20 protein-coding genes and 2 pseudogenes are annotated in these 21,555 nt (G+C 75.5%); 8 read left to right on the top strand and 14 right to left on the bottom strand.

Annotated features, from left to right (window positions below):
- Nucleotides 1-22: 22 nt before the first annotated feature.
- The 8 genes and pseudogenes from BJF88_RS20750 to BJF88_RS18715 all read right to left on the bottom strand — a co-directional run bounded on the left by BJF88_RS20750 (nt 23) and on the right by BJF88_RS18715 (nt 6,280).
- Nucleotides 23-202: a hypothetical protein gene (locus BJF88_RS20750; protein WP_255371621.1), complete on the bottom strand. Its 180-nt coding sequence runs from the start codon at nt 200-202 to the stop codon at nt 23-25.
- 74 nt (nt 203-276) lie between these two features.
- Nucleotides 277-672, bottom strand: a pseudogene (locus tag BJF88_RS22795) (GNAT family N-acetyltransferase); the annotation flags it as partial.
- 32 nt (nt 673-704) lie between these two features.
- Nucleotides 705-1,163: a hypothetical protein gene (locus BJF88_RS00920; RefSeq protein WP_075827399.1), complete on the bottom strand. Its 459-nt coding sequence runs from the start codon at nt 1,161-1,163 to the stop codon at nt 705-707.
- Nucleotides 1,160-3,391: a glycosyltransferase gene (locus BJF88_RS00915; protein ID WP_075827398.1), complete on the bottom strand. Its 2,232-nt coding sequence runs from the start codon at nt 3,389-3,391 to the stop codon at nt 1,160-1,162. The genes BJF88_RS00920 and BJF88_RS00915 overlap by 4 nt, the downstream gene beginning before the upstream one ends.
- Entirely contained in the window at nt 3,388-4,230 is an 843-nt protein-coding gene (locus tag BJF88_RS00910; protein WP_075827397.1) for a hypothetical protein, read from the bottom strand. The genes BJF88_RS00915 and BJF88_RS00910 overlap by 4 nt, the downstream gene beginning before the upstream one ends.
- Nucleotides 4,230-4,913 carry an ABC transporter permease gene (locus BJF88_RS19380; protein WP_255371625.1) on the bottom strand — a complete coding sequence of 228 codons (684 nt, stop codon included), beginning with the start codon at nt 4,911-4,913 and terminating at the stop codon, nt 4,230-4,232. The genes BJF88_RS00910 and BJF88_RS19380 overlap by 1 nt, the downstream gene beginning before the upstream one ends.
- Nucleotides 4,906-5,064 carry a hypothetical protein gene (locus tag BJF88_RS19375; protein WP_158068855.1) on the bottom strand — a complete coding sequence of 53 codons (159 nt, stop codon included), beginning with the start codon at nt 5,062-5,064 and terminating at the stop codon, nt 4,906-4,908. The genes BJF88_RS19380 and BJF88_RS19375 overlap by 8 nt, the downstream gene beginning before the upstream one ends.
- Nucleotide 5,065: 1 nt before the next feature.
- On the bottom strand, nt 5,066-6,280 hold the full coding sequence (locus BJF88_RS18715; RefSeq protein ID WP_075827396.1) for an ABC transporter ATP-binding protein: 1,215 nt from the start codon (nt 6,278-6,280) through the stop codon (nt 5,066-5,068).
- Between the two features lie 410 nt (nt 6,281-6,690).
- Here BJF88_RS18715 and BJF88_RS00895 point away from each other — a divergent pair, with 410 nt between their 5' ends.
- Both BJF88_RS00895 and BJF88_RS00890 read left to right on the top strand, forming a co-directional pair.
- A complete protein-coding gene (locus BJF88_RS00895; protein ID WP_075827395.1) occupies nt 6,691-8,439 on the top strand; it encodes a hypothetical protein in 1,749 nt (582 codons plus the stop codon).
- The gene (locus BJF88_RS00890; RefSeq protein WP_075827394.1) at nt 8,355-9,851 is read left to right on the top strand and encodes a hypothetical protein; all 1,497 of its coding nucleotides are present in this window, start codon (nt 8,355-8,357) and stop codon (nt 9,849-9,851) included. Before BJF88_RS00895 ends, BJF88_RS00890 begins: the two co-directional genes overlap by 85 nt.
- Before the next feature lie 32 nt (nt 9,852-9,883).
- On the opposite strand, the gene BJF88_RS00885 is transcribed toward BJF88_RS00890, so the two are convergent.
- On the bottom strand, nt 9,884-10,927 hold the full coding sequence (locus BJF88_RS00885; protein WP_255371620.1) for a glycosyltransferase family 1 protein: 1,044 nt from the start codon (nt 10,925-10,927) through the stop codon (nt 9,884-9,886).
- Nucleotides 10,928-11,165: 238 nt separating this feature from the next.
- Here BJF88_RS00885 and BJF88_RS00880 point away from each other — a divergent pair, with 238 nt between their 5' ends.
- Nucleotides 11,166-12,326, top strand: coding sequence for a glycosyltransferase family 4 protein (locus tag BJF88_RS00880; protein ID WP_075827393.1), 1,161 nt, complete (start codon nt 11,166-11,168; stop codon nt 12,324-12,326).
- Here BJF88_RS00880 and BJF88_RS00875 read toward each other — a convergent pair.
- Entirely contained in the window at nt 12,311-12,961 is a 651-nt protein-coding gene (locus BJF88_RS00875; RefSeq protein ID WP_075827392.1) for a phosphatase PAP2 family protein, read from the bottom strand. The two genes, BJF88_RS00880 and BJF88_RS00875, sit on opposite strands and share 16 nt — an antisense overlap.
- Before the next feature lie 236 nt (nt 12,962-13,197).
- On the opposite strand from BJF88_RS00875, the pseudogene mfd reads away from it, so the two are divergent.
- The 4 genes and pseudogenes from mfd to BJF88_RS20735 all read left to right on the top strand — a co-directional run bounded on the left by mfd (nt 13,198) and on the right by BJF88_RS20735 (nt 17,939).
- A pseudogene (gene mfd / locus BJF88_RS00870) lies at nt 13,198-16,896 on the top strand (transcription-repair coupling factor).
- A 146-nt stretch (nt 16,897-17,042) separates the two neighbouring features.
- A complete protein-coding gene (locus tag BJF88_RS20745; protein ID WP_255371619.1) occupies nt 17,043-17,345 on the top strand; it encodes a hypothetical protein in 303 nt (100 codons plus the stop codon).
- 109 nt (nt 17,346-17,454) lie between these two features.
- The gene (locus tag BJF88_RS20740) at nt 17,455-17,670 is read left to right on the top strand and encodes a phytanoyl-CoA dioxygenase family protein (protein WP_255371624.1); all 216 of its coding nucleotides are present in this window, start codon (nt 17,455-17,457) and stop codon (nt 17,668-17,670) included.
- Entirely contained in the window at nt 17,628-17,939 is a 312-nt protein-coding gene (locus BJF88_RS20735; protein ID WP_255371618.1) for a phytanoyl-CoA dioxygenase family protein, read from the top strand. The genes BJF88_RS20740 and BJF88_RS20735 overlap by 43 nt, the downstream gene beginning before the upstream one ends.
- 63 nt (nt 17,940-18,002) lie before the next feature.
- Here BJF88_RS20735 and BJF88_RS00860 read toward each other — a convergent pair whose 3' ends face one another.
- From BJF88_RS00860 to BJF88_RS00850, 4 genes are all read right to left on the bottom strand, one after another.
- Nucleotides 18,003-18,221 (bottom strand): PLD nuclease N-terminal domain-containing protein, encoded by a 219-nt coding sequence (locus tag BJF88_RS00860; RefSeq protein WP_075827416.1) that lies wholly within the window; start codon nt 18,219-18,221, stop codon nt 18,003-18,005.
- A 118-nt stretch (nt 18,222-18,339) separates the two neighbouring features.
- On the bottom strand, nt 18,340-19,014 hold the full coding sequence (locus BJF88_RS00855) for an ABC transporter ATP-binding protein (RefSeq protein ID WP_075827391.1): 675 nt from the start codon (nt 19,012-19,014) through the stop codon (nt 18,340-18,342).
- Nucleotides 19,015-19,066: 52 nt separating this feature from the next.
- Nucleotides 19,067-19,594: an FtsX-like permease family protein gene (locus BJF88_RS20730; RefSeq protein WP_255371617.1), complete on the bottom strand. Its 528-nt coding sequence runs from the start codon at nt 19,592-19,594 to the stop codon at nt 19,067-19,069.
- Nucleotides 19,585-20,583 (bottom strand): ABC transporter permease, encoded by a 999-nt coding sequence (locus BJF88_RS00850; RefSeq protein WP_255371616.1) that lies wholly within the window; start codon nt 20,581-20,583, stop codon nt 19,585-19,587. The genes BJF88_RS20730 and BJF88_RS00850 overlap by 10 nt, the downstream gene beginning before the upstream one ends.
- Nucleotides 20,584-20,714: 131 nt before the next feature.
- Between BJF88_RS00850 and BJF88_RS00845 the strand changes: the two genes are divergently transcribed.
- A complete protein-coding gene (locus tag BJF88_RS00845) occupies nt 20,715-21,461 on the top strand; it encodes a MazG nucleotide pyrophosphohydrolase domain-containing protein (protein WP_255371615.1) in 747 nt (248 codons plus the stop codon).
- Nucleotides 21,462-21,555 lie beyond the last annotated feature (94 nt).

Raw genomic sequence — 21,555 nt, 5'->3', positions numbered from 1 at the left:
CGAGCCGTCGCCGCGCCGCGACTCACGTCGCTGCCTCCTCCTGCGGGGCAGACCTCCGGGCCGCCAGCCGGTCGCGGACCGTGCGTCGAGCGCGGCCGACGGCGAGCAGCGCCCGGGCGCCCGGGCGGGTGCCGAGCACGAGCCCGACGAGCGACCGGCGCTCGCGGTACAGGCCGGTGGGGATCCTGTTGCTGGGGTGCACGCACGGGTCGAGCAGGTCGCGTCGGTGTGCTCGAGCACGAACTCCTGCTCGAGCACCCGCCCGACGGTGCCCGGGCTGCAGTGCGCCCAGCGCTCGTCGTAGGCGTCCATGAGGCAGTACAGCGACCGGCCGGCGCGCAGCAGCACCGACATCATCACCGTCTCGTCGCCCGCGCGGACGCGGAACACGACGAGGTTGCCGCGCGCGCGCAGTCCCGCGGCGACGTCGCGGAACCACGCGGCCCGCCCGGGGACGACGGCGAGCGCGCCACCCTCCTCGGTGGTGCCCTTCCACCCCGCGGCCTCGAGGCGGACGAACTCCTCGAAGCCGTCCGGGTCGTCGCCGCGGTCGGTGACCGTGACGGGGCCGATCTCGCGCTCGAGCCGACGCTGCATCCGGTCGACCTGCTTGCGGCGCGAGGTGCTCAGCGCCGCGCGGGGGGCGGGTGCGCCGGGGGTGCGGCGCAGCACCCCCCGCTCGAAGCGCGACCGCTCGAACACGCTCACCCGGCGGCGCGCGCACGCACGGTGCAGGGCCTCCCACAGCGGGCCGTCGCCGGGGACGAGGGTGAGCTCGACCAGGCCGGGGAAGCCGTTCGCCCGCGAGCGCAGGTGCGCGAGCAGCGCGTCGAGCGTGTCGTCCGCGCCCTCGGCGTCGACCAGCGGGGCGCACAGGGGCGAGTCGCTGCCGAGGAACGGGCCGGCCGTCGTGGCGTAGCGCGTGCCGGAGGCTCGGAGCGGCTCGGGCTGAGGGGCAGGACGGCCCGCAGGCGCTCGTCGTCCTCGACGAGGACGACGACGACCCCTCGAGCCTCCGGCAGGTGGCGCGCGGCCGTCGCGAGGTAGGCCGGCGAGAGGAACGGGTTGGGCTCGAGCGCGCGGTCGGTGAGCCGCGCCCAGCGCTCGAGGTCGTCGGCGGTCATGGTGCGCACCGGCACGGTGCGGGTGCGGAGCGTGGTCACGGCCTCGTGGTGGGGTCGTCGGGTACGGGGGGAGGGGCAGGGGCAGGGGAACGGCCAGGAGCACGATCGGGCGACCGGAGGGGTCCGGCGGTGGCGGCGGGCGCCCCGGACAGCACGGCGTCGAGCCGTCGCCGGGCCGCGCGCCAGTCGTGGTCGCGCGCGTGCCGGACCGCCGCCGCGCGGGCGCGTTCCAGGGCGCCCTCGTCGTCGGCGAACGCCGCGAGCGCGGCCGCGAGCGCGTCCGTGTCGCCCGGCGGGACGAGCACGCCGGCGTCCCCGACGGCCTCCGGCAGGCCGCCGACGTCGGACGCGACGACCGCGGCCCCGGCCGCCATGCCCTCGAGCGCGGTGAGGCCGAAGGGCTCGGCCCAGACGGAGGGGACGACGAGCACGTCGGCCGCGGCGAGGAGGCGGGGCAGCGCGTCGCGGTCCACGAAGGACGCGAACCGGACGGGTGCCGGGGACGAGGCCGCGCGGGTGCGCAGCTCCTGCTCGTACGGGGTCAGGGGCGCGTCGCGGGCGAAGCCGGGGCGTCCGACGACGGTCACCTCGACGTCGTCGCGCCCGCGGCGGGCGACGGCGTCGAGCAGCACGTGCACGCCCTTGTCCGGGATGACGCGGCCGACGTAGGCGACCCGGAGCCGTCCCGTCCGCGGGACGCGGGGGAGCGCGAACGCCTCGACGTCCACGCCGTTGCGGACCGTCGCCACGCGCCCGCGCAACGACCGCGGCAGGCGGTCGCGGACCTGCTCGGCGAGGTGGTCGCTCACGCACACGACGGCGGCCGCGGGCGCGAGCGTGCGCGCCGCCTCCCGCGCCGAGTACGTGCGCAGCACCTGGTTGTGGCAGTAGAGCACCGGGGCGTGCCGCCGCGCGTCGACCAGCGGGACGAGCGCGGGCGCGTTGTGCGCGAGCACCCAGGACGGGTCCCACGCGTCCTGCGTGCGGGTCGCGGCGCCCAGGACCCGCCGCGCCGCGAGCCGCGGCAGGCCGAGGCGGGGGAGCGCCGCGTCGAGGTACCGGTCGGCGGGTCGGGCCACGGCCTCGGGGTACTCGAGGACCGTCGCGCTCGCGTACCGGTCCGGGTACGTGCCGCGCGCGACGAGGACGCGCGCGGCCGGCGTGCCGGGCGCCCCGCGCGGCTCAGCCCGTCGACGACGGTCGGCACGGCGCTGCCCGTCCGGGGGGAGAAGTGGTCGCCCGGCGTGATGACGTGCACCAGGCGCCGCGTCACGGTCTCGGCACCCCGTCGAGCCGGTCCCGGCGCACGGCGCCGGCCGCGGCCGGGACGCCCGCGGCGAGACCGGAGAGCTCCGCGACGGCCCGGGACAGGACGACCGGCGCGGTGACGCGCCGCACGAGCGAGCGCGGCGACCCGTCGGCCATGGTGGGGCCGAGGCGGCTGCGCACCGCCCACACGTAGCTCGACTGCGCGCGCAGCGTCGAGCGCGCGTAGCGGCGCACCATCGGGTCGCGCCAGCCGAAGTTCCGCACGAGCATGACGACGTGGTTGCGCCGCGCGTAGTACAGGTAGCGGCGGTCGAACCGCTTGCCGCCGATGCCGTACGGCGCCGCCATGTGCCGCACGAGGCGCGCGGCGTGTACACGAGCCGGCCGCCGGTCGCGCGCAGGCGCAGCGAGATGTCGGACTCCTCGCACAGGCACGTGCCCGGGTAGTTGCCCCGGATCCCGCCGATCGCCGCGAGCGCCTCGCGCCGGAACGACATGTTCGCGCCGAGCAGGTGGTCGACCTCGACGGCCCGCCCGGGGTCCGCGGCGAAGTAGCCCGTGAGCCGGCCGTCGGGCAGGAGGCGGCCGATGCGGTCGAGCCCCTCCGCCTCCTCACCCGGGATGCCGTTGTCCGCCCGACCGCCGACGGCGACCACGTCGGGGTCGGCGTACGGCGCGAGCAGCTCGTCGAGCCAGTCGGGCGCGACGTAGGCGTCGTCGTCGACGAACGCGACGACGTCGCCGCGCGTCACGGCGAAGCCCATCTGCCGCGACTCCGGCGTCGTGCCGCGCCCGAGCGTGCTGTGCAGGAGGCGCACGTCGGGGAACTCCTCGCGCACGAGGGTGCGCGTGCGCTCGTCGGGCGACGCGTCGACGACGACGACCTCGAGCGCCGGCGTCCGCAGCCGACCGAGGTGCTCGAGGCACTCGCGGACGCTGTCGGGCCGGCCGTACGTGACGACGACGACGCTCACGGTGAGGTCCGGTGCGGTGCTCATGGCTCGCCCCCCGGCGGCTCGGGGACGGTGACGAGGCGGTACCACTCCTGGCGGCGCAGCGGCGAGGTGAGGGCGGCGCGGTACGGGTGCCGCGTCCGGTGCTCCCAGCGCTCGTAGACGCCCGGGCGCGAGTAGTGCGCGGTGTGGCCGGACCAGCCGAACTTCTGGCGCATCGCCTCCGGCCGGCGCACCCACGAGAAGTGCAGGACGGCGTCCTGCGGCCGGACGACCTCGTGCACGATCGCGTCGCGGGGGCGGGCGGGGTCGGTGTTCCACGGGCCGAGGTCGACCCGGTAGAGCGGGCCGTCGACCTGTCGCGCATGGGTGAGCCGCGTGCCGGCGCGCACGGCGAGCGGGCCGGGGTAGGACGCGGCGGGCTGCCCGAACCGGCGGCTCGCCTCGAGGTAGCGGCCGGGCGCGACGCGCGTGTAGAGCCAGCGCGACGGGTAGTCGAGCGCAGCGGCGCCGGCACCGTCGGCGCGGCGCAGCGACGCGAGGAACGCGGACGGCCGGAGCATCACCTCGTCGGTGTCGAGCTGCAGCACCCAGTCGGCGTCCTGCGACGCGGCGTCGAGCGCCTCCTGGCGCTGCTGCGTCTCGGCGTCGAGCGGCGCCGTGCCCGGACGGGCGTAGTCGCCGGGGGCGTGCTCGCACTTGCCCGCGGTGTCGAGCTCCTTGATCACCGCGAGGCACTCGTCGAGCGGCAGCGGCGTGCCCGTCCACGACGTCGCCGTCGCGTCGTAGGACAGCACGATGCGGTCGACGTGGTCGTAGTACGCCCGCAGGCTCGACGCCAGGAAGCTGGGGTCGGCGACGAGGGCGTACGCGGTGAGGCGCATCAGATGAAGTCCGCGAACTCGCGCTCGTTCTTCTGGAACACGAGCGTGCCGCCGAGGAAGATGAGCGGCGCCGCGACGACGAGCGCGACGACCTGCCACGTCACGGGGGCCTCGGTGCCGAGGAGCGACCAGCGGAAGCCCTCGAGGAACCACGTCACGGGGTTGATGTCGAACAGCCAGCGGAGGTTGTCGGGCACCTCCGACAGCGCGTACGCCACCGGGCTCGCGTAGAGCAGGATCTGGATCGTCCACGGCAGGACGTACTGCACGTCCCGGTACTTGACCATGTACGCCGCGGCGGCGAGGCCGATCCCCGTGCCGATCATGAGGATGAGCAGGATCCAGACGGGCAGGAGCAGGACGGCCCACCCGGGGTTCACGCCGTAGACGAAGAGCAGCACGACCGCGAGGACGAGGGCCACGAGGAAGTCCACGACGACGGACGCGAGGCTCGAGACGGGGACGAGGAGGCGCGGGAAGAACACCTTCTGCACGAGGGACTGGTTGCCGACCATGGAGCTCGACGCGCGTCCGAGGGAGCCGTTGAACAGGTTCCAGGCGAGCATCCCCGCGAGCGTGAACAGGAAGTACGGGATCGCGGAGTCGCCGGTCGAGAGGTCGGCGATCTGCCCGAACACGACGGTGAAGATCCCGGCGCTGACGAGCGGCTGGCGATCACCCAGAAGATCCCGAGGAACGTCTGCCGGTACCGCACGATGATGTCGCGCTGCGCGAGCCGTACCGCGACCTCGCGCGCGTTCCACAGCTCGCGCCAGGCCGGCAGGTTGAGGCGCCGGGCGGCGTGATGACGGTGCGCTGCAGCGTCTCCTCCACGTCAGGCCCCCTCGTAGTCGAAGTCGGCGAAGACGACGCCCTTGTCGGTGCCGGACGACTCCGTGAACTCGGGGTACGGCAGGTCGGGCAGCACCTCGAACTGCCAGGCGCCCTCCCACGCGTCGAGCACGCCGGACTGGCACGCGTACACGTCGACGGTGTACCGGCCCGGCTTGAGCCACAGGTCGCGCACGACGAGGCGTCCCTTCTGGTGCTGCTCGGGGTCGAACCACCGGCCGACGAGCCGCGAGTCGCACTGCGCGATGACGGTGCCCTGGTCGTTGTTGACGTGCATCGACACGAAGTAGGTGCCGACGAGGTGCTTGCTGGGCGGCGCCTCGAACTCGACCACGAGGTCCTGGGACGACTTGACGAACTCGTCGTCCATGCGGACCGAGGACAGGCGCAGGTCGCCGCTGCCCGGGCGCTTCGCCGGGTCGGACTGCGCCGCCGCGAAGCTCTCGAAGCTGTCCCGGTAGGCCTGGAGCGTGCCCTCGACCGAGCCCGAGTAGGTGAGCGTGCCGCGGTCGAGCAGTACCGCCGACGTGCACAGCGCCTGGACGGTCTGGAGCTGGTGGCTGACGTACAGCACCGTGCGGCCGCCCGCCGCGGCCTCGCGCATCTTCTGGATCGAGCGGCGCTGGAACTCCGCGTCGCCCACGGCGAGCACCTCGTCGATCGCGAGGATCTCGGTGTCCAGGTGCGCGGCGACCGAGAAGGCCAGGCGCACGTACATGCCCGACGAGTACCGCTTCACGGGCGTCGCGAGGAACTTCTCGATGCCGGAGAACGCGACGATCTCGTCGTAGCGGCGGTTGATCTCCTTGCGCGTCATGCCGAGGATCGCGCCGTTGAGGTAGATGTTCTCCTTACCGGTCAGCTCCGGGTGGAAGCCCGTGCCGACCTCGAGGAGGGAGCCCACGCGCCCGTTGAGCTCGATGCGCCCGCGCGACGGCGCCGTGACGCGCGTGAGGATCTTCAGCAGCGTCGACTTCCCCGCGCCGTTGCGCCCGACGATCCCGAGCGCCTCGCCCTGCGGGACCTCGAAGGACACGTCGTCGAGCGCGTCGAACAACGTGTACTTCTGCTTGCCGGTCGAGCGGACCCACTGGATCGCGGCCGCGGCCGCGGTGGACGGGCGCTCGCCGAAGGCGCCGAGCCGGTACGTCTTGCCCAGCCCGGCGACACGGATGGCGGGGTCGCTCGTCGCCTGCACACGTGAAAGATAGTCGCTGCTGGACACCCGTCCACGAGAACGGTCGGGTGAATCCCGCGGGACACGCCGTGAGGGCGGGTGAAACTCCGCACGGGCCCTGCAGCCCGCAGCCGGCCCGGTCCTACGATCGGCGGAGCGGCCCTCGCGGCCGGTTCTCCGCGCAGACGTGGGAGCGGCGATGGCGGCGGACGAGAACGGACGGGCCGACGGCGCCGGGCACGCCCCGGGCGCGACGCCGTCCCGGCGGCGCACGGCGCTCCTCGCCGGCGGCACCGCGCTGGGCGTCGACGGCCCTGGTCGCCGCGACGGCGCTGCTGGGCGGGCGCGGCGGGCCCGCGGGCAGCAGCGGTCCCGGGGCGTCCGGCGACGCCCCGGCCGTCGCGCCGGTCGACCGTGCCGGGCCCGCGCCGGTGTGCGGCTTCCCCCGGCTCGAGCAGGTCACCGAGGACGGCGTCGACACGGAGGAGCTCGGGGGCGTCCGGACCGTGGTCGACGACGTGACGACGCTCGACGACGGCGAGCTCCTCACGTTCCGGGTCCAGGACGGCGGCGCCTGGGTGCTCGAGTGGGACCGCGAGGCGACGTACACGGTCACGCGCTACGACCTCGCGACCGGCGACGTCGTCGCGACCACGCCCGTCGAGCTGGACTGGGACGGGGCCAGCGAGACGTTCAGCACGGACACGTTCGAGGTGGCGCCGGACGGCGACGTGTACCTCCTCGACACGCTCATGCAGCGCCGCGACGTGCTGCGCGTCGCGCCCGACGGCGCCACGGTGTGGTCGACGACGATCCCCGAGAACGAGCACACCGCGGGCGGCCTGCTCGACCTGTACGGCACGGTGCGCTGGCCGTCGGGCCCGGGGGACGTCGTCGGCGTCCAGGAGGCGGGGGAGGTGCTGCACCGCCTGTCCGGCGACGGCGAGCTGCTCGACACGGTGCCCTTCGTCGGCGGGGTGCTCGCCCAGCTCCCCGACGGTCGCGCCCTGGTGGCGACCGACGAGCGCGACGGCGACGTCCGCTCGGTCGACCTCGTCGCCGTCGACGAGGAGCTGGAGCCCGGCCTGCACGTCGGGGCGAGCTGGCAGCGCGGCCGGCCGTTCGGCGTCCCGCGCGTGCCGTGGCTGGACGACGCCACGGGCGTGACGACGGGACCGGACGGGGACGGCCTCCTCGTCGCGGAGGAGGCGCTGGGGCTGCGCTGGTACGGCGACGACGGCGTCTTCCGCGGCGTGTGGCTCGACACGCACAAGGACCTCGAGCAGCCGTTCGCGCTGTGGGAGCGCACGCCGGTGCTGCGCGACGGCACCGACGGCGACGCGCCCTACTACGTGCTCACGCACGGGGAGGAGGGCGGGTTCGCGATCACCGAGATCACCGCGGACCGGATGGCGTACCAGCTCGGGGCGCCGGTGAAGCTCAACGCCGCGAACGAGGAGCTGTTCGGCGGCCTCGGCCTGGGGGCCGGTCTCCTGACGGACCGGCCGTACGGCGTCTTCCCCGACGGTGTCGAGCCGCGCGTCGTCGCCGCGTTCGACGACGTGTGGGGCGAGCGCGCGGACACGTACCGCCTGCGCTACCAGGTGCGCGGCGACCCGCGCGTGTGGGACGCCGTGGTGGGCGAGGAACGGCTCGTCGACCTCCCCGCGGACGGTGGCGAGGTCGCGCTCGAGCTGCCGCCGACGCGCCCCGGCGTCTACGAGGTGGACGCGGCGCTCGTCGAGACGGCGACGGGGGAGGCGGTCTCGGGGGCGTGCCTGCGGTACACGGTCGCCGCGCCGGGGAGCGCGCTCGACCCCGCGCAGCTCGCCGACGGCGCCGACTGGGGCGGGGCCGGACCGCTGCGCGGCGTGCAGCTCGCCGTCCAGCTCGGGGTCGGCAGCCACCGCACGCAGCTCGACTTCGGGGCGCTCGTGCCGGACCCCACCGGGGACCCGGACCCCGACGGCATCGTGTGGGACGCGCTGCCGAACGCCGCCTTCGAGCCCGACGTCGAGGAGGGCGAGAGCCGGCCGAGGTCGACCCGTTCGCCGAGCTCGCCGCGGCCGCCGAGCTCGCGGACGAGACCGGCACGGTGCTCGCGCTCCAGCTCGGCTCCGGGGGCGAGGCCGAGCGGGCCGCGGTCGACGCCGGGACCTGGGAGGGGTGGTCGCGGCTGATCGTCGCCGAGATCCACGAGCGCGCCCCGCAGCTGCGGTACTGGCAGCCCTGGAACGAGCCCAACAACACCGGCTTCGACGGCGCCGCCTACGAGGAGGCCGTCGGTGCGCCGTTCGCCGCCGCGGCGCGCGCCGCGCACCCCGACGTCGTCGTGGTCGGCGGCAACACCCTGGGGGTCGACCCGGGCTGGTGGGAGCGGCTCGTGGAGGCCGGGGGGTGCGACTCGCTCGACGTCGTCGGCATCCACCCGTACACCGGGTTCAACCGGTCGTGGGAGGAGGAGGGCTTCTCCGAGGAGGGCGCGGAGCTCGACCAGCTCCGGGAGGCCGTCGCGCCGTGCGGCGACCTCCCGCTGTGGGACACGGAGACGGGGTGGTGGTCCGACGGCGTCGCGAACTTCTGGGCGGGCGGGTCGGACGTCGCGCGCAAGCTCGTCTGGTACGGGCTCGAGGGCGTCGACGAGTGGACGTACTTCTTCTCCGAGGGCGGTTTCGGGGAGGCGGGCAACTCGTGGTCGCTGCTCCAGTTCGGGCAGTACGTCAAGCCCGCCGGGGCGGCCTTCGCGGCCACCGCGCCCGTGCTCGCCGGGTACGACGGGTTCACCGTTGTCGAGACCGGGACCCCCGGGGTGCGCGCGGTGCGCGCGACCGGGGCGGGCGGCGCGCTGGGCGGCCGAGGGCTCCTCGCGCTGTGGAGCGAGGACCTCACGACGACGGTGCGCCTCACCCCCGCCGGTGCCCCGGTCGCCGCGACCGCCCGCGACCTCTACGGCGCCGAGCGGCCCCTGGCCGTCCCGGCCGAGGGCGTGGAGGTGCCCGTGACCGGCGCGCCCGTGCTCCTGCTCCTGCCGCCCGGCGCGGGGGTCGACGTCGCGCCCGTCGAGGCGTTCGGCGACGACGTGCTCGAGGGCCGGCCGGTGACGGCGACGTCCACGCACGAGGACGCGAACGACGCCGACGTCGTCACCTCGGGCACGTTCGCGGTGCGCGAGCCGTGGCGCTCGGGCCGCCTCGCCGACGGCGTCGTGGACGAGAGCCCCGGCGTGGAGATCACCACGGACGGACCGCGGACCGTCGACCGGGTCGCCGTCGCGACCGCGGGCATCCGGTGCTGCACCTCGGGCCTGCGGGACTACACGGTCTCGGTCCGCACGCCCGACGGCGCGTGGCAGGACGTCGCGACCCAGACCGGCCAGTTCTTCGACCGCGTCGCGCTCTTCCGGTTCGACCCCGTCGAGGTCACGGCGGTGCGGGTGCGCGTGCCGATGACGACCGAGCGCGACGTGCCCGTGCTGGCCGCGAACTACACGGGCATCGTGGGCGGCCTGCACCCCGACTTCATCCCGCTCGCGACGGAGAGCGACTGGATCGCGACGATCAGCGCCGTCCGGGCGTGGGAGCCCGCGGGGTGACGGCCCGGGTGCGCCCGCGGGCGGTCCGCGGCTCAGCCGCGCGCGGCGACGGCACGCCACACCTCGGCGTGCACCGCGGCGCTGCGCTCCCAGGTGAACGTCGCCGCCCGGGCCCGGCCGCGCGCGACGAGCGTCGCGACCTCCCCGTCGTCGCCCGTCGCCCACAGCAGGCCCTCGGCGATGCTCGCGCCGTCGGGCTCGACGAGCACCCCGCCGTCGCCCACGACCTCCGGCAGCGAGCTCGTCCGCGCGGCCACGACCGGCACGCCCGCGGCCATCGCCTCCAGCGCGGGCAGGCCGAAGCCCTCGTAGCGGGACGGGACCACCACCGCCGCGGCACCGGCCACCAGGCCGGGCATGAGCTCGGCCGGCAGGCGGCCGACGAGGCGCGTGCCCTCCAGGCCGGCGAACAGGTCCGTGCGGCGCGGGTGCTCCGGGCCGCTCATGACAAGCGTGAGGTCCGGGCGCGCGGACCGCACCGCACGCCACGCGACGGCGAGCTCGTCGAGGTTCTTGCGCCGCGACGCCCCGCCCGCGTGCAGCACGTAGGGGCCCGTCACGCCGAGCGCGGCGAGGCGCTCGCGGTCCAGGGGCTGCGCGTCGTGGTAGACCGGGTCGACGCCGTTGTACGCCACGACGGGGCGCTCGGTGAGCCCGAGGACCTCCGCCGCCTCGTCGGCGCTGAACTCCGAGACGCACACCACGGCCGCGGCGCGGCGGACCTCCTCCGCGGCGGCGCGCACGGGCGCGGACTCGTCGGCGTAGCGCCACGACACGACGTCCTGCACGGCCACGACGTCGCGCGTCGGGTGCGGCGGGAGGTCGAGGCCCACGCGGTGCACCACGGCGCCGCGCGGGTACACGGCCCGGCCCGTGGCTCGGCGGACGGCGGGGCCCGCGGCCGACAGCCGGCCGAGCGGGAGGCGGTGCGTCCCCGGCAGCGGCGAGCGCAGCGAGCGCACGACCGCGCGGTCGACCGACCAGCGGTCCGTCGCGCCCGCCGAGCCGTCCGTGGTGGCGCCGCCGGTGGCGGCGAGCGCGCCGGCGGCGCGTGCCGCGACCTCCTCCTGGTACACCTGGGCGCCATGGGGACCTCGACCGCGACGGTCGCGACGACGAGCTGCGGCATCGGGTCGGGACCCCCTCGGGACGGGCGGCACCGGCCCGCGGGGCCGGTCGGTAGAGTGGCGCCCACTCTAGCGGCGGGCCCGCCGGCGACGTCGGCCCGGGGCGGGTGATCATCGGGCGCGACGCACCCGGCCGTCGGCAGGCACAGGCACGACCGCAGGGCTCGACCAGGAGCAGGTGAGGCGCATGACCGTGCGACGCGTGGCGCTCGTCGCCAGCTCGTACCACCCGTACACGGGCGGCGTGGAGTCGCACGTGCGGCACGTCGCGCGCGTCCTGGCGGCACGCGGCCGGGCGGTCGAGGTGTGGACCGTCGACCGCGGGGAGCGGCTCGGCACCCGGCGCGTCGACGGCGTCCCCGTGCGGTACCTCCCGTGCCCGCAGCCGTCGAGCCGGCCGGGCGACGTCGCGCGGTTCGGCCTCGCCGCGCCCGGCGCGGCGCTGGCGTGGGGGCGCGCGCAGGCCGCGTTCCGGCCCGACGTGCTGCACGTCCAGTGCTTCGGCCCGAACGGCGCCTACGCGCTCGCGCTGCGCACGCTCACCCGGACGCCGCTCGTCGTCAGCTCGCACGGCGAGACCTTCGCCGACGACTTCGACGTCTTCGAGCACTCGCGCGTCCTCGGCACCGCGCTGCGGCGCTCGGTGCAGGTCGCCGCGGCCGTCACGGGGTGCTCGCGCGTCGTCACGGACGACCTCGTCCGCTTCGGGGCCGAGCACGCCGTCGTCGTGCCCAACGGCGTGGAGCTCGACGGGCAGCCCGGTCGGCATCCCGACGGCGACCCCGACAGCGGTTCCGTCGGCGACTCCGTCGAGAGCGACCCCGTCGTGCTCGCGGTGGGACGGATCGAGCACGTCAAGGGGTTCGACCTGCTCGTCGACGCGTTCGCGACCTCGGCGCTGCGCGACCGCGCCCGGCTCGTCGTCGTCGGGGACGGGGGCGAGGCGGCGTCGCTGCGGCGCCGGGTGGCGGCGCAGGGTCTCGAGGACCGCGTCGAGCTGCCGGGCCGCCTCGAGCCGGCCGAGGTGGCGGCCCGCATGGCGGCGGCGGACGTGGTGGTCGTCCCGAGCCGGGCCGACGCCGCGCCGCTCGTCGTGCTCGAGGGCTGGCGGTCGGGCCGTCCCGTGGTCGCGACGGTGCGCGGCGGACCGCCCGAGATCGTCACGGACGGGGTCGACGGCGTGCTCGTCGACCCCCAGGACACCCCGGCGCTCGCGGGCGCGGTGCTCGGGCTGCTCGACGACCGGGAGCGTGCCGACCGGATCGGCGCCGCGGGGCGGCGACGGGTCGAGGACTTCACGTGGGAACGGGTCGTCGACCGCTACGAGGAGCTCTACGCGGCGCTCTGAGGGCGGGCGCCGGCCGGCACGCCGAGCGCCCAGGACACCGTGACGGCCGCCGCGGCGGCGACGAGGAGGGACCCGACGACGTCGCTCGGCCGGTGCGCGTAGGTGACGACGGACGCGAGCGCGGCGACGGCCGTGAGGGCCAGGCCCGCGCAGCCCGCGACCGCCCGCGACGCGGGCCACGGCCACAGCAGCCAGGCGGCGACGCACAGGCCGCCGACGACGGCCACGTGCCCGCTCGGGAACGTCTGGTGGGCGTAGCCGAACCCGCCGAGGTCCGGCCGCACGAGCAGCTCGCGCAGCCCGAGCGCGACGCCGACGGTCCCGCCCGCGACGAGCACCGCGGCCGCGAGGTCGCGCCACGTGCGCCGCACGAGGGCGACGACACCGAGGACCACGACGGCGGCGGTGCAGGCGACCGGCAGCCCGCGGCGCAGCGTCCCCGCGGGGCCCACCGCGAGGTCGTGCCACGGCGCGAACGTGCGGAACGCCCCGGCGTCGGCCGCCTGGCCGGAGGCCGTGAGGTGGGAGGCGGCCCAGAGCGCGACGAAGGCGACGACGATCGCGCCGAGCAGGACGGCGTGCGCGGGCAGCCGGCGCGCTCCGGCCGCGGCGCGCCACCGCGAGGTCGTGGGCACGGTCCGAGCATGGGTGAGACCGGGGTGCGCTGTCACCAGGGTGCGCACGGCCGGAGCGGGTGAAACCGGCCGGTGTCCGTGCCCGGGCGTACGCTGGTGGGCGTCGTCGAGCGCGACCGTCCCGGACCCGTCGGCCCCTCCGGGCCTCTCGGTCCGGCCGTCGGTGCTGCCCCGACGCCCGTCGCCCCGCGCCGCGTCACCGCGCCGCGCCCGCCTCTGGAAGGTCCCCGCGTCCCATGAACCTCACCGGCATCCTGCCCGCGCTGCTCGCGGACCCGGCCGCGGCCGCCGTCGTCGAGCACGTGCGCGCCCGCGGCGAGGCGGACGTCGTCGGGCCCGCCGGGGTCCGCCCGCCGCTCCTCGCCGCGATGGCGGGCGCCGGGCGACGGGGCCGGTGGCCGAGGACACCACGGCCGCGCCGGCGGGCCCCGACGCGGACGCGGTGATCTCACGTGCCGCGACCGGGTCGCGGCCGCTCGTCGTGGTCACGGCGACCGGTCGCGACGCCGACGAGCTCGCCGCGAGCGTGCGCGCCTACCTGCCCGACGAGCTGGCCGACCTCGTGGCCGTGCTCCCGAGCTGGGAGACGCTGCCGCACGAGCGCCTGAGCCCTCGTGCGGACACGGTCGCGCGGCGCATCGCCGTCCTGCGCCGTCTCGCGCACCCGGACCCGGAGATCGGCCCGTCCGGTCCCGTCCGCGTGCTCGTCATGCCGGTCCGGGCGCTGCTCCAGCCGGTCGTCGACGGCCTGGGCGAGCTCGTGCCGGTCGAGCTCCACCACGGCGAGACGGCCGACCTCACGGACGTCGCCGAGCGGCTGACGAACGCCGCGTACACGCGCGTCGACATGGTCGAGCGGCGCGGCGAGTTCGCCGTGCGCGGCGGCATCCTCGACGTCTTCCCGCCCACCGAGGACCACCCGCTGCGCGTGGAGTTCTGGGGCGACGAGGTCTCCGAGGTGCGCTGGTTCGCCGTCGCGGACCAGCGCAGCCTCGAGATCGCCGAGCACGGGCTGTGGGCGCCGCCGTGCCGCGAGATCCTCCTCACCGCGGCGGTGCGCGAGCGCGCCGCCGCGCTCGTCGAGAGCCTGCCCGGAGCCGCGGAGATGCTCGACAAGCTCGCCGCGGGGGTCGCGGTCGAGGGCATGGAGTCCCTGGCTCCCGTCCTCGTGGACCGCATGGTGCCCGTCCTCGAGCTCGTGCCCGACGACGCGCTCCTCGTCCTCGACGACGCCGAGCGCGTGCGCCGCCGCGCGCACGACCTCGTCGCGACCACGGAGGAGTTCCTCGCGGCGCGTGGACCGGCGCGGTGGCCGGGGGAGCGGCGCCGATCGACCTGTCGGCGGCGTCGTTCGCGACGTTCGCCGAGGTGCGCGCGGTCGCCCAGCGGCGCGGTCTGGGCTGGTGGACGCTGTCCTCGTTCGCGCTCGACAACCCGGAGCTCGACGACGCGCCCGCCGACGCGCAGGAGAGCGCGTCCGGCGTGCCCACCTTCACGATCGGCGCGCGCGACGTGGAGTCCTACCGCGGGGACGTCTCGCGCGCGCTCGACGACGTGCGGGGCCTGCAGCACGCCGGCTGGCGGCTCGTGCTCACCACGGAGGGCCACGGCCCGGCCAAGCGCATGGTCGAGCAGCTCGGTGCGGCCGACACCCCGGCGCGCCTGGTGCCCCGGCTCGACGACGAGCCCGAGGGCGGCATCGTCCTCGTCACGCCGGCGATGGTCGGCAAGGGGTTCGTCGCGCCCGAGCTGCGGCTCGCCGTGTTCTCCGAGGCCGACCTCACGGGCCGGGCGGGGACGAGCACGCGCGACATGCGCCGGATGCCGTCGCGGCGGCGCAACGTCGTCGACCCGTTGCAGCTCAAGGCCGGGGACTTCGTCGTCCACGAGCAGCACGGCGTCGGCCGGTTCGTCGAGCTCGTGCAGCGCACGCTCGGCACGGGGGGCAACGCGGCGACGCGCGAGTACCTCGTCATCGAGTACGCGTCGTCCAAGCGGGGGCAGCCGGGGGACCGGCTGTTCGTCCCCATGGACCAGCTCGACCAGGTGACGAAGTACACGGGCGGCGAGTCCCCGAGCCTCAACAAGATGGGCGGCGCCGACTGGGCGAAGACCAAGTCGCGCGCCCGCAAGCACGTGCGCGAGATCGCGGGCGAGCTCATCCGCCTCTACTCGGCGCGCATGGCGACGCAGGGGCACGCGTTCGGCCCGGACACGCCGTGGCAGCGCGAGCTCGAGGACGCGTTCGCGTACGTCGAGACGCCCGACCAGCTCGCGACGATCGACGAGGTCAAGGCCGACATGGAGAAGACGGTCCCCATGGACCGGCTCGTGTGCGGCGACGTCGGCTACGGCAAGACGGAGATCGCGATCCGGGCCGCCTTCAAGGCGGTCCAGGACGGCAAGCAGGTGGCCGTGCTCGTCCCGACGACGCTGCTCGGCCAGCAGCACCTCGAGACGTTCTCCGAGCGCTACGCGGGCTTCCCCGTGACCGTGAAGGCGCTCTCGCGCTTCCAGACCCCCAAGGAGTCGCAGGAGGTGGTCGAGGGACTGCGCACGGGTGCGGTCGACATCGTCATCGGCACCCACCGGCTCATCACGGGCGAGGTGCGCTTCAAGGACCTCGGCCTCGTGATCATCGACGAGGAGCAGCGCTTCGGCGTCGAGCACAAGGAGACGCTCAAGCAGCTGCGCACCAACGTCGACGTGCTCGCCATGTCCGCGACGCCGATCCCGCGCACGCTCGAGATGGCGGTCACGGGCATCCGCGAGATGTCGACGCTCGCGACGCCGCCGGAGGAGCGGCACCCCGTGCTGACCTACGTGGGCGCCTACGAGGAGAAGCAGATCGCGGCCGCGGTCCGCCGCGAGCTGCTGCGCGAGGGTCAGGTCTTCTACGTGCACAACAAGGTCGAGACGATCGAGCGCACGGCGTCGCGCCTGCGGGAGCTGGTGCCGGAGGCCCGGGTGGGCGTCGCGCACGGCAAGATGAACGAGCACCAGCTCGACCAGGTCATCCGGGCGTCTGGGAGAAGGAGCTCGACGTCCTCGTCTGCACGACGATCATCGAGACCGGCCTCGACATCTCGAACGCGAACACGCTGATCCTCGAACGCGCCGACATGCTCGGCCTGTCCCAGCTGCACCAGCTGCGCGGCCGCGTGGGCCGCGGGCGCGAGCGCGCGTACGCGTACTTCCTCTACCCGCCGGAGCGCCCGCTCACGGAGACGGCGCACGACCGCCTCGCGACGATCGCGGCCCACACCGACCTCGGGGCGGGGATGCAGGTCGCGATGAAGGACCTCGAGATCCGCGGTGCGGGCAACCTCCTCGGCGGCGAGCAGTCCGGGCACATCGCGGGCGTCGGGTTCGACCTGTACGTGCGCATGGTCGGGGAGGCCGTCGCGAACTTCCGCGGCGACGGGCCCGAGGAGCAGCCGGAGGTCTCCATCGAGCTGCCCGTGGACGCCCACCTGCCCGAGAGCTACATCGCGACCGAGCGGCTGCGCCTCGAGGCGTACCGGAAGATCGCGGCGGCGGCCGACGCACCCGCGCTGGTGGAGATCCGGGCCGAGCTCGTCGACCGCTACGGCGCGCTGCCGGACGTCGCGTCCGCGCTGTTCGACGTCGCCGACTTCCGCAACCACGCGCGCCGCGCAGGCCTCACGGACGTCACCGCGCAGGGCAAGTTCGTGCGGTTTGCCCCGGTGGACCTGCCCGAGTCGGCGCAGCTGCGGCTCAAGCGGCTCTACCCGGGCACGCTGCTCAAGCCGGCGATCCGCGCGGTCCTCGTGCCGTTCCCGACGACCGCGCGCATCGGCGGCCGTCCGCTGCGCGGCTCCGAGGTGCTCGACTGGGCGCGAGAGCTGATCGACGCCGTGATCCTCGGCGAGGTGTCGGCCGCCGCGACCGTGGGGACGGCCGCGGCGCGCTGACCGGTGGTCCCGGCCTGTTTGACAGGGTCACGCGGGCTCGCGTAGCCATGCTGGGTGTGCCGGACCCTCCTGCCTGCGGCGGAGGGAACCGGCGGCGAGAGTGACACGACCACGACCCCGGGATCCCCCGGGAGACGGGAAGCGACATGACCGCGACCATCCAGACGACGACGGACGACTATCCGACGAGGCTCACGACGCCGGGTGCCATGATCCCCCGCGAGCACCCGACGGTGTGGGGAGGGCCCGACGACGGGCCGTTCGACGCCGCCGCCCTCGAGGCCCACGCGGAGCGCGGGTTCACGATCCTCGAGGACTTCATCACGCCCGACGAGGTCACCGCGTACACGGCCGAGCTCGACCGGCTCGCGTCCGACCCCGACCTGCGCGGCGACGTGCGGGTCATCACGGAGAAGCGTCGGGCGAGGTGCGCTCCGTGTTCGACGTGACGGAGCTCAGCTCCGCCATCGACGCGCTGAGCCGGGACCCGCGGGTGCTCGGCCGGGCGCGCCAGCTCCTGGGCTCGGACGTCTACCTGCACCAGCGCGCGTGAACTACATGCCGGGCTACAAGGGCACGGGGTTCTACTGGCACTCCGACTTCGAGACGTGGCACGCGGAGGACGGCATGCCGGCGCCGCGCGCCGTGAGCTGCTCGATCGCGCTGACGCCGAACTACCCCTACAACGGCGGCCTCATGGTGATGCCGGGGTCGCACCGCACCTTCGTGCCGTGCGTCGCGAGACGCCGGAGAACTACCACGAGGCCTCGCTGAAGGAGCAGCGCATCGGCGTGCCGTCCGAGGACGCCATCACCGAGATGGCCCACCGCTACGGGATCGACCAGTTCACCGGCGACGCCGGGTCGGCCCTGTGGTTCGACTGCAACATCATGCACGGCTCGGGCAGCAACATCACCCCGTTCCCGCGCTCGAACATCTTCCTGGTGTTCAACAGCGTCGAGAACGCGCTCACCGACCCGTTCGCGGCCCCCGCGCCGCGGCCGGACCACATCGGCCGGCGGGACGCGACGCCGCTCGCCTGACGGGCAGCAGGACCGCGGCGGCGGGGCCGGCCTCGGGCCGGCCCCGCCGCCGCGGCCGTGGGGTCAGTCCTTGCGGCCGTCCAGGAAGTACGCGATGGGGCCGACCCAGTTCACGAGGAGCGCGATGCCCCACGCCAGCTTGGTCCCGTTGACCTTGTCGTCCGGTCGGCGCAGGAGGTCGCGGTAGGCGGCCGCCGTCAACGAGACCTGCACGGCCCCCACGACGCCGACGGCCACCTGCTGGCCGCGGCTGAGGTCCTTCCAGCGTCGGTGCGTACCCATGGTCGTCCCCTCCTGCCGCTGCGCGGCCCGGACGGCCGCGATGCGCACGAGACTACGTCCGGCGCGCGCGAGGCGCGCGGGACGGGCCGCCGCGCGGCGCCCACCCGCCGACGTCGGGTCAGCGCCCCAGGTCCGTCACCCGGCCGTCCGCGATCCGCAGGCGCCGTTGCGCACGCTTCGCCACGACCGAGTCGTGCGTGACCATGACGACGGTGAGGCCCTGCTCCTTCCACAGGCCCTCGAGCAGGTCGACGATCTCGTCGCGTGTCGCCTCGTCGAGGTTGCCCGTCGGCTCGTCCGCGAGCAGGACCCGCGGCTCCTTGACGAGCGCGCGGGCGATCGCGACGCGCTGCTGCTGACCGCCGGAGAGCTCGGCGGGGAGGTGCCCGGCCCGCTCGCCCAGCCCCACGGCGACGAGCGCCTCCGTCGCGCGCGTGCTCCGCTGCGCGGCCGGGACCTTCAGGGGCACGAGCGCCGTCTCGACGTTCTCCTGCGCCGTGAGCGTCGGGACGAGGTTGAACCCCTGGAACACGAAACCGACGGTGCGGGCCCGCACCGCGGTGAGCGCGGCGTCGCCCGTCGTCGCGAGGTCGGTCCCGTCGAGCGCGATCCGTCCCGACGTGGGGCGGTCGAGCCCGCCGAGCATCTGCAGCAGCGTCGACTTGCCGCCGCCGGTGGGTCCCTGGACGGCGACGAGCTCGCCGTCGTCGATGTGCAGGTCGACGTCGCGCAGCGCGTGCACCGTGCGCTTGCCCTGGGTGTACGTCCTGGTCAGTCCGCTGATCTCGTACATGGCAGTGCCTCTCGGGAGGGCCCCGGTCGGGGCGAGGTCTCGGGTGGGGTGCTCAGGCGACGGAGCGCAGCGCCTCGGCGGGCCGCAGGTGCGCCGCCCGGGCGCCGCCCACGACACCCGCGAGCAGCCCGCCGAGGACGGCCAGTCCCACGGCCGCGACGACGACGAGCGGCAGCACGGGCGCGGAGAGCACCACGTCGACGGCGCTCGCGGCCCGGGAGAACGGGTCGCCGCCGTCGCCGAACGGCCCGCCGCCCTGTCCGGCCGTCCGCCCCGCCGTCTGCCCGGCCGTGCCGGCGCCGCCTCCCGGGCCTCCGCCGGGCCCGCCGAACGAGAAGCCGCCGGACGCACCGGAGAGGGTGATGCCGGAGAGGTTGACCACGACGACCGCGACCACGCCGAGCAGGACCCCGAGCACGCCGCCGATCAGGCCCTGCACCACCGACTCGCCGGCGACCTGACCGACGACACGGCCGCGCGGCCAGCCGATGGCCTTGAGGGTGCCGAGCTCGCGCGTGCGGCGGTTGACGCCCGAGACGGTGAAGAGGATCGCGAGGCCGAACGCGGCGGTCAGCACCACGGCGGACAGCCACGTCCCGAGCTCGAGACGAGGCTCGACGCCGTGGACAGGGACCCCGTCACCGACGACGCGAGGTCGGACTGGGTGGAGACGGTCGCGTCGGGCAGCGCGTCCGTGATCGCGTCCGCGACGGCGTCGATCTCGGACGCGGAGTCCGCCTGGACGTACAGGTCGCTGACCTGCCCGTCGAGGTCGGCGAGGGACTGCGCGAGCGCGAGCGGCACGTAGACGTCGCTCGCGGTGGCGACGCCGTCGCCGGTCGTCGACGTCACGGTGCCCACGATCTCCACGTCGGTCCCGCCGACGCTCACGGTGTCGCCCACGGCGAGCTCGTTCGTCTGCGCATACGTCGCGTCAGCGACGGCGACCTCCGCGCCGCGTCGTCCGCGTCGAGCGTGCGACCGTCGGCCAGCTCGACGGTGGTGAGCGGGCCGACCGCGCCGGCCGTCGGGTCGACGCCCGTCACGCTGAACGAGTCGACCTCGAAGGCGCTGCCTCCCGCCCCGTCCGCCCCGCCCGCCGGTGGCTGCCCGCCCTGTCCGGGGAGGCCGTCCTGACCCGTCTGCGACAGGTCGGGCATCTCGCCGTCGAACGAGGTGTTGCTCAGCTCCAGCGTCGCGGCGACGGCGGTGACGTGGTCGAGCCCGGCGACGGCGTCGAGCGCCGAGACGTCGAAGGTGCCGGCGCGGCGAGACGGCGAGGCGGTCCTGGGAGAAGGTGCGCGAGCCGTCCTCGTCGGTGGCGCCGTCCTCGGCGCCGACGTCGAAGCGGCCCGGGCCGCCCGCGCCGCGCTCCCCGGGCTGTGTCACCGTGATGTCGGTGCCGACCCCGTAGACCGACGCGAGGACGGTGGTCTGGGCGGCCTGCACGCCCGCGGACACGGAGCTGACGACGACGACGAGCGCGACGGCGAGCGCGAGCCCGACGGCGACGACCACCGTCTGCTTGCGCCGGTTGCCGAGCTCGCGGCGGAGGTAGGTGAGGAACATGGGAGACCCTTCACGGGACGACGGACGTGTGTCGTCCGGGACCGTAGGAACGGCTCCTGGGCCCGGCGCAGCACGGCGCTGTGCGCCCGCTGTGCACGCCGGCGCGCGCCCGGCGTCCCTACGATGGGGCGATGAGCGCACCCCAGCCCACCGCACCGCCGACGGCCGACCCGCTGCGCGACGCGGTGGAGGTCATGGACCGCCTGTACTCGCCCGGCGGGTGCCCGTGGGACCGCGAGCAGACGCACGCCTCGCTCGTGCACTACCTGCTCGAGGAGGCGCACGAGCTCGCCGAGGCGATCGAGACCGACGACCGGGCCGGCATGCGCGAGGAGCTCGGCGACCTGCTCCTGCAGGTGCTGTTCCACGCGCGCATCGCGAGCGAGGAGCCCGACCCCTTCACCGTCGACGACGTCGCGGCCGACCTCGTCGCCAAGCTGGTCCGGCGCCACCCCCACGTGTTCGGCGACCAAGCCACCGGCACCTCGACGGCGCCCCGGCCGACCTGCACGCCCGGTGGGACGCGATCAAGAAGGCGGAGAAGCAGCGGTCGTCCGTGCTCGAGGGCATCTCGCACACGCAGGGCGCGCTCGCGCGGGCGCAGAAGGTGCTCTCGCGCGCCGGGCGCGGGGGCCTCGGCGACGTCGCACGGGGCGCTGCGCCCGCGCCGTCGGGCGGTACCCCGGACACGACCCCCGACGCGCTCGGCCGCGAGCTGTACGCGCTGGTCGTGCGCGCCCAGGCGGAGGGCGTCGACGCCGAGGCGGCCCTGCGCGCCGAGCTGCGCCGCGTCGAGGCCGGGATCGAGGCGGCGGAGCGCGCCCGCGGAGCGGACGCAGCGGCGCGGGCCACGTCCGGGCACTAGGCTGGGGCCGTAAACCCCACCACCGTCGCGGGCGCGCACGCGCCGCCCGGGTTCCCGTGCCCGGGACGGCCGACGACGCAGCGCCTGCGAGCCCTGCCTGAAGGAGC

The organism is Cellulosimicrobium sp. CUA-896 (assembly GCF_001942335.1).
Classification (GTDB): Bacteria; Actinomycetota; Actinomycetes; order Actinomycetales; family Cellulomonadaceae; genus Cellulosimicrobium.
Note: the sequence above shows the minus strand (reverse complement) of the source record. Positions and strands in the feature narration are given on the sequence as shown.

Excerpts from the sequence above, each read along its gene's own strand:
- BJF88_RS00915 (WP_075827398.1), bottom strand. The coding sequence starts at position 3,391 with ATGAGCACCGCACCGGACCTCACCGTGAGCGTCGTCGTCGTCACGTAC.
- BJF88_RS00910 (WP_075827397.1), bottom strand. The coding sequence starts at position 4,230 with ATGCGCCTCACCGCGTACGCCCTCGTCGCCGACCCCAGCTTCCTGGCG.
- BJF88_RS00880 (WP_075827393.1), top strand. The coding sequence starts at position 11,166 with ATGACCGTGCGACGCGTGGCGCTCGTCGCCAGCTCGTACCACCCGTAC.
- BJF88_RS20745 (WP_255371619.1), top strand. The coding sequence starts at position 17,043 with ATGACCGCGACCATCCAGACGACGACGGACGACTATCCGACGAGGCTC.
- BJF88_RS20740 (WP_255371624.1), top strand. The coding sequence starts at position 17,455 with ATGCCGGGCTACAAGGGCACGGGGTTCTACTGGCACTCCGACTTCGAG.
- BJF88_RS00860 (WP_075827416.1), bottom strand. The coding sequence starts at position 18,221 with ATGGGTACGCACCGACGCTGGAAGGACCTCAGCCGCGGCCAGCAGGTG.
- BJF88_RS00855 (WP_075827391.1), bottom strand. The coding sequence starts at position 19,014 with ATGTACGAGATCAGCGGACTGACCAGGACGTACACCCAGGGCAAGCGC.
- BJF88_RS00850 (WP_255371616.1), bottom strand. The coding sequence starts at position 20,583 with ATGTTCCTCACCTACCTCCGCCGCGAGCTCGGCAACCGGCGCAAGCAG.
- BJF88_RS00845 (WP_255371615.1), top strand. The coding sequence starts at position 20,715 with ATGAGCGCACCCCAGCCCACCGCACCGCCGACGGCCGACCCGCTGCGC.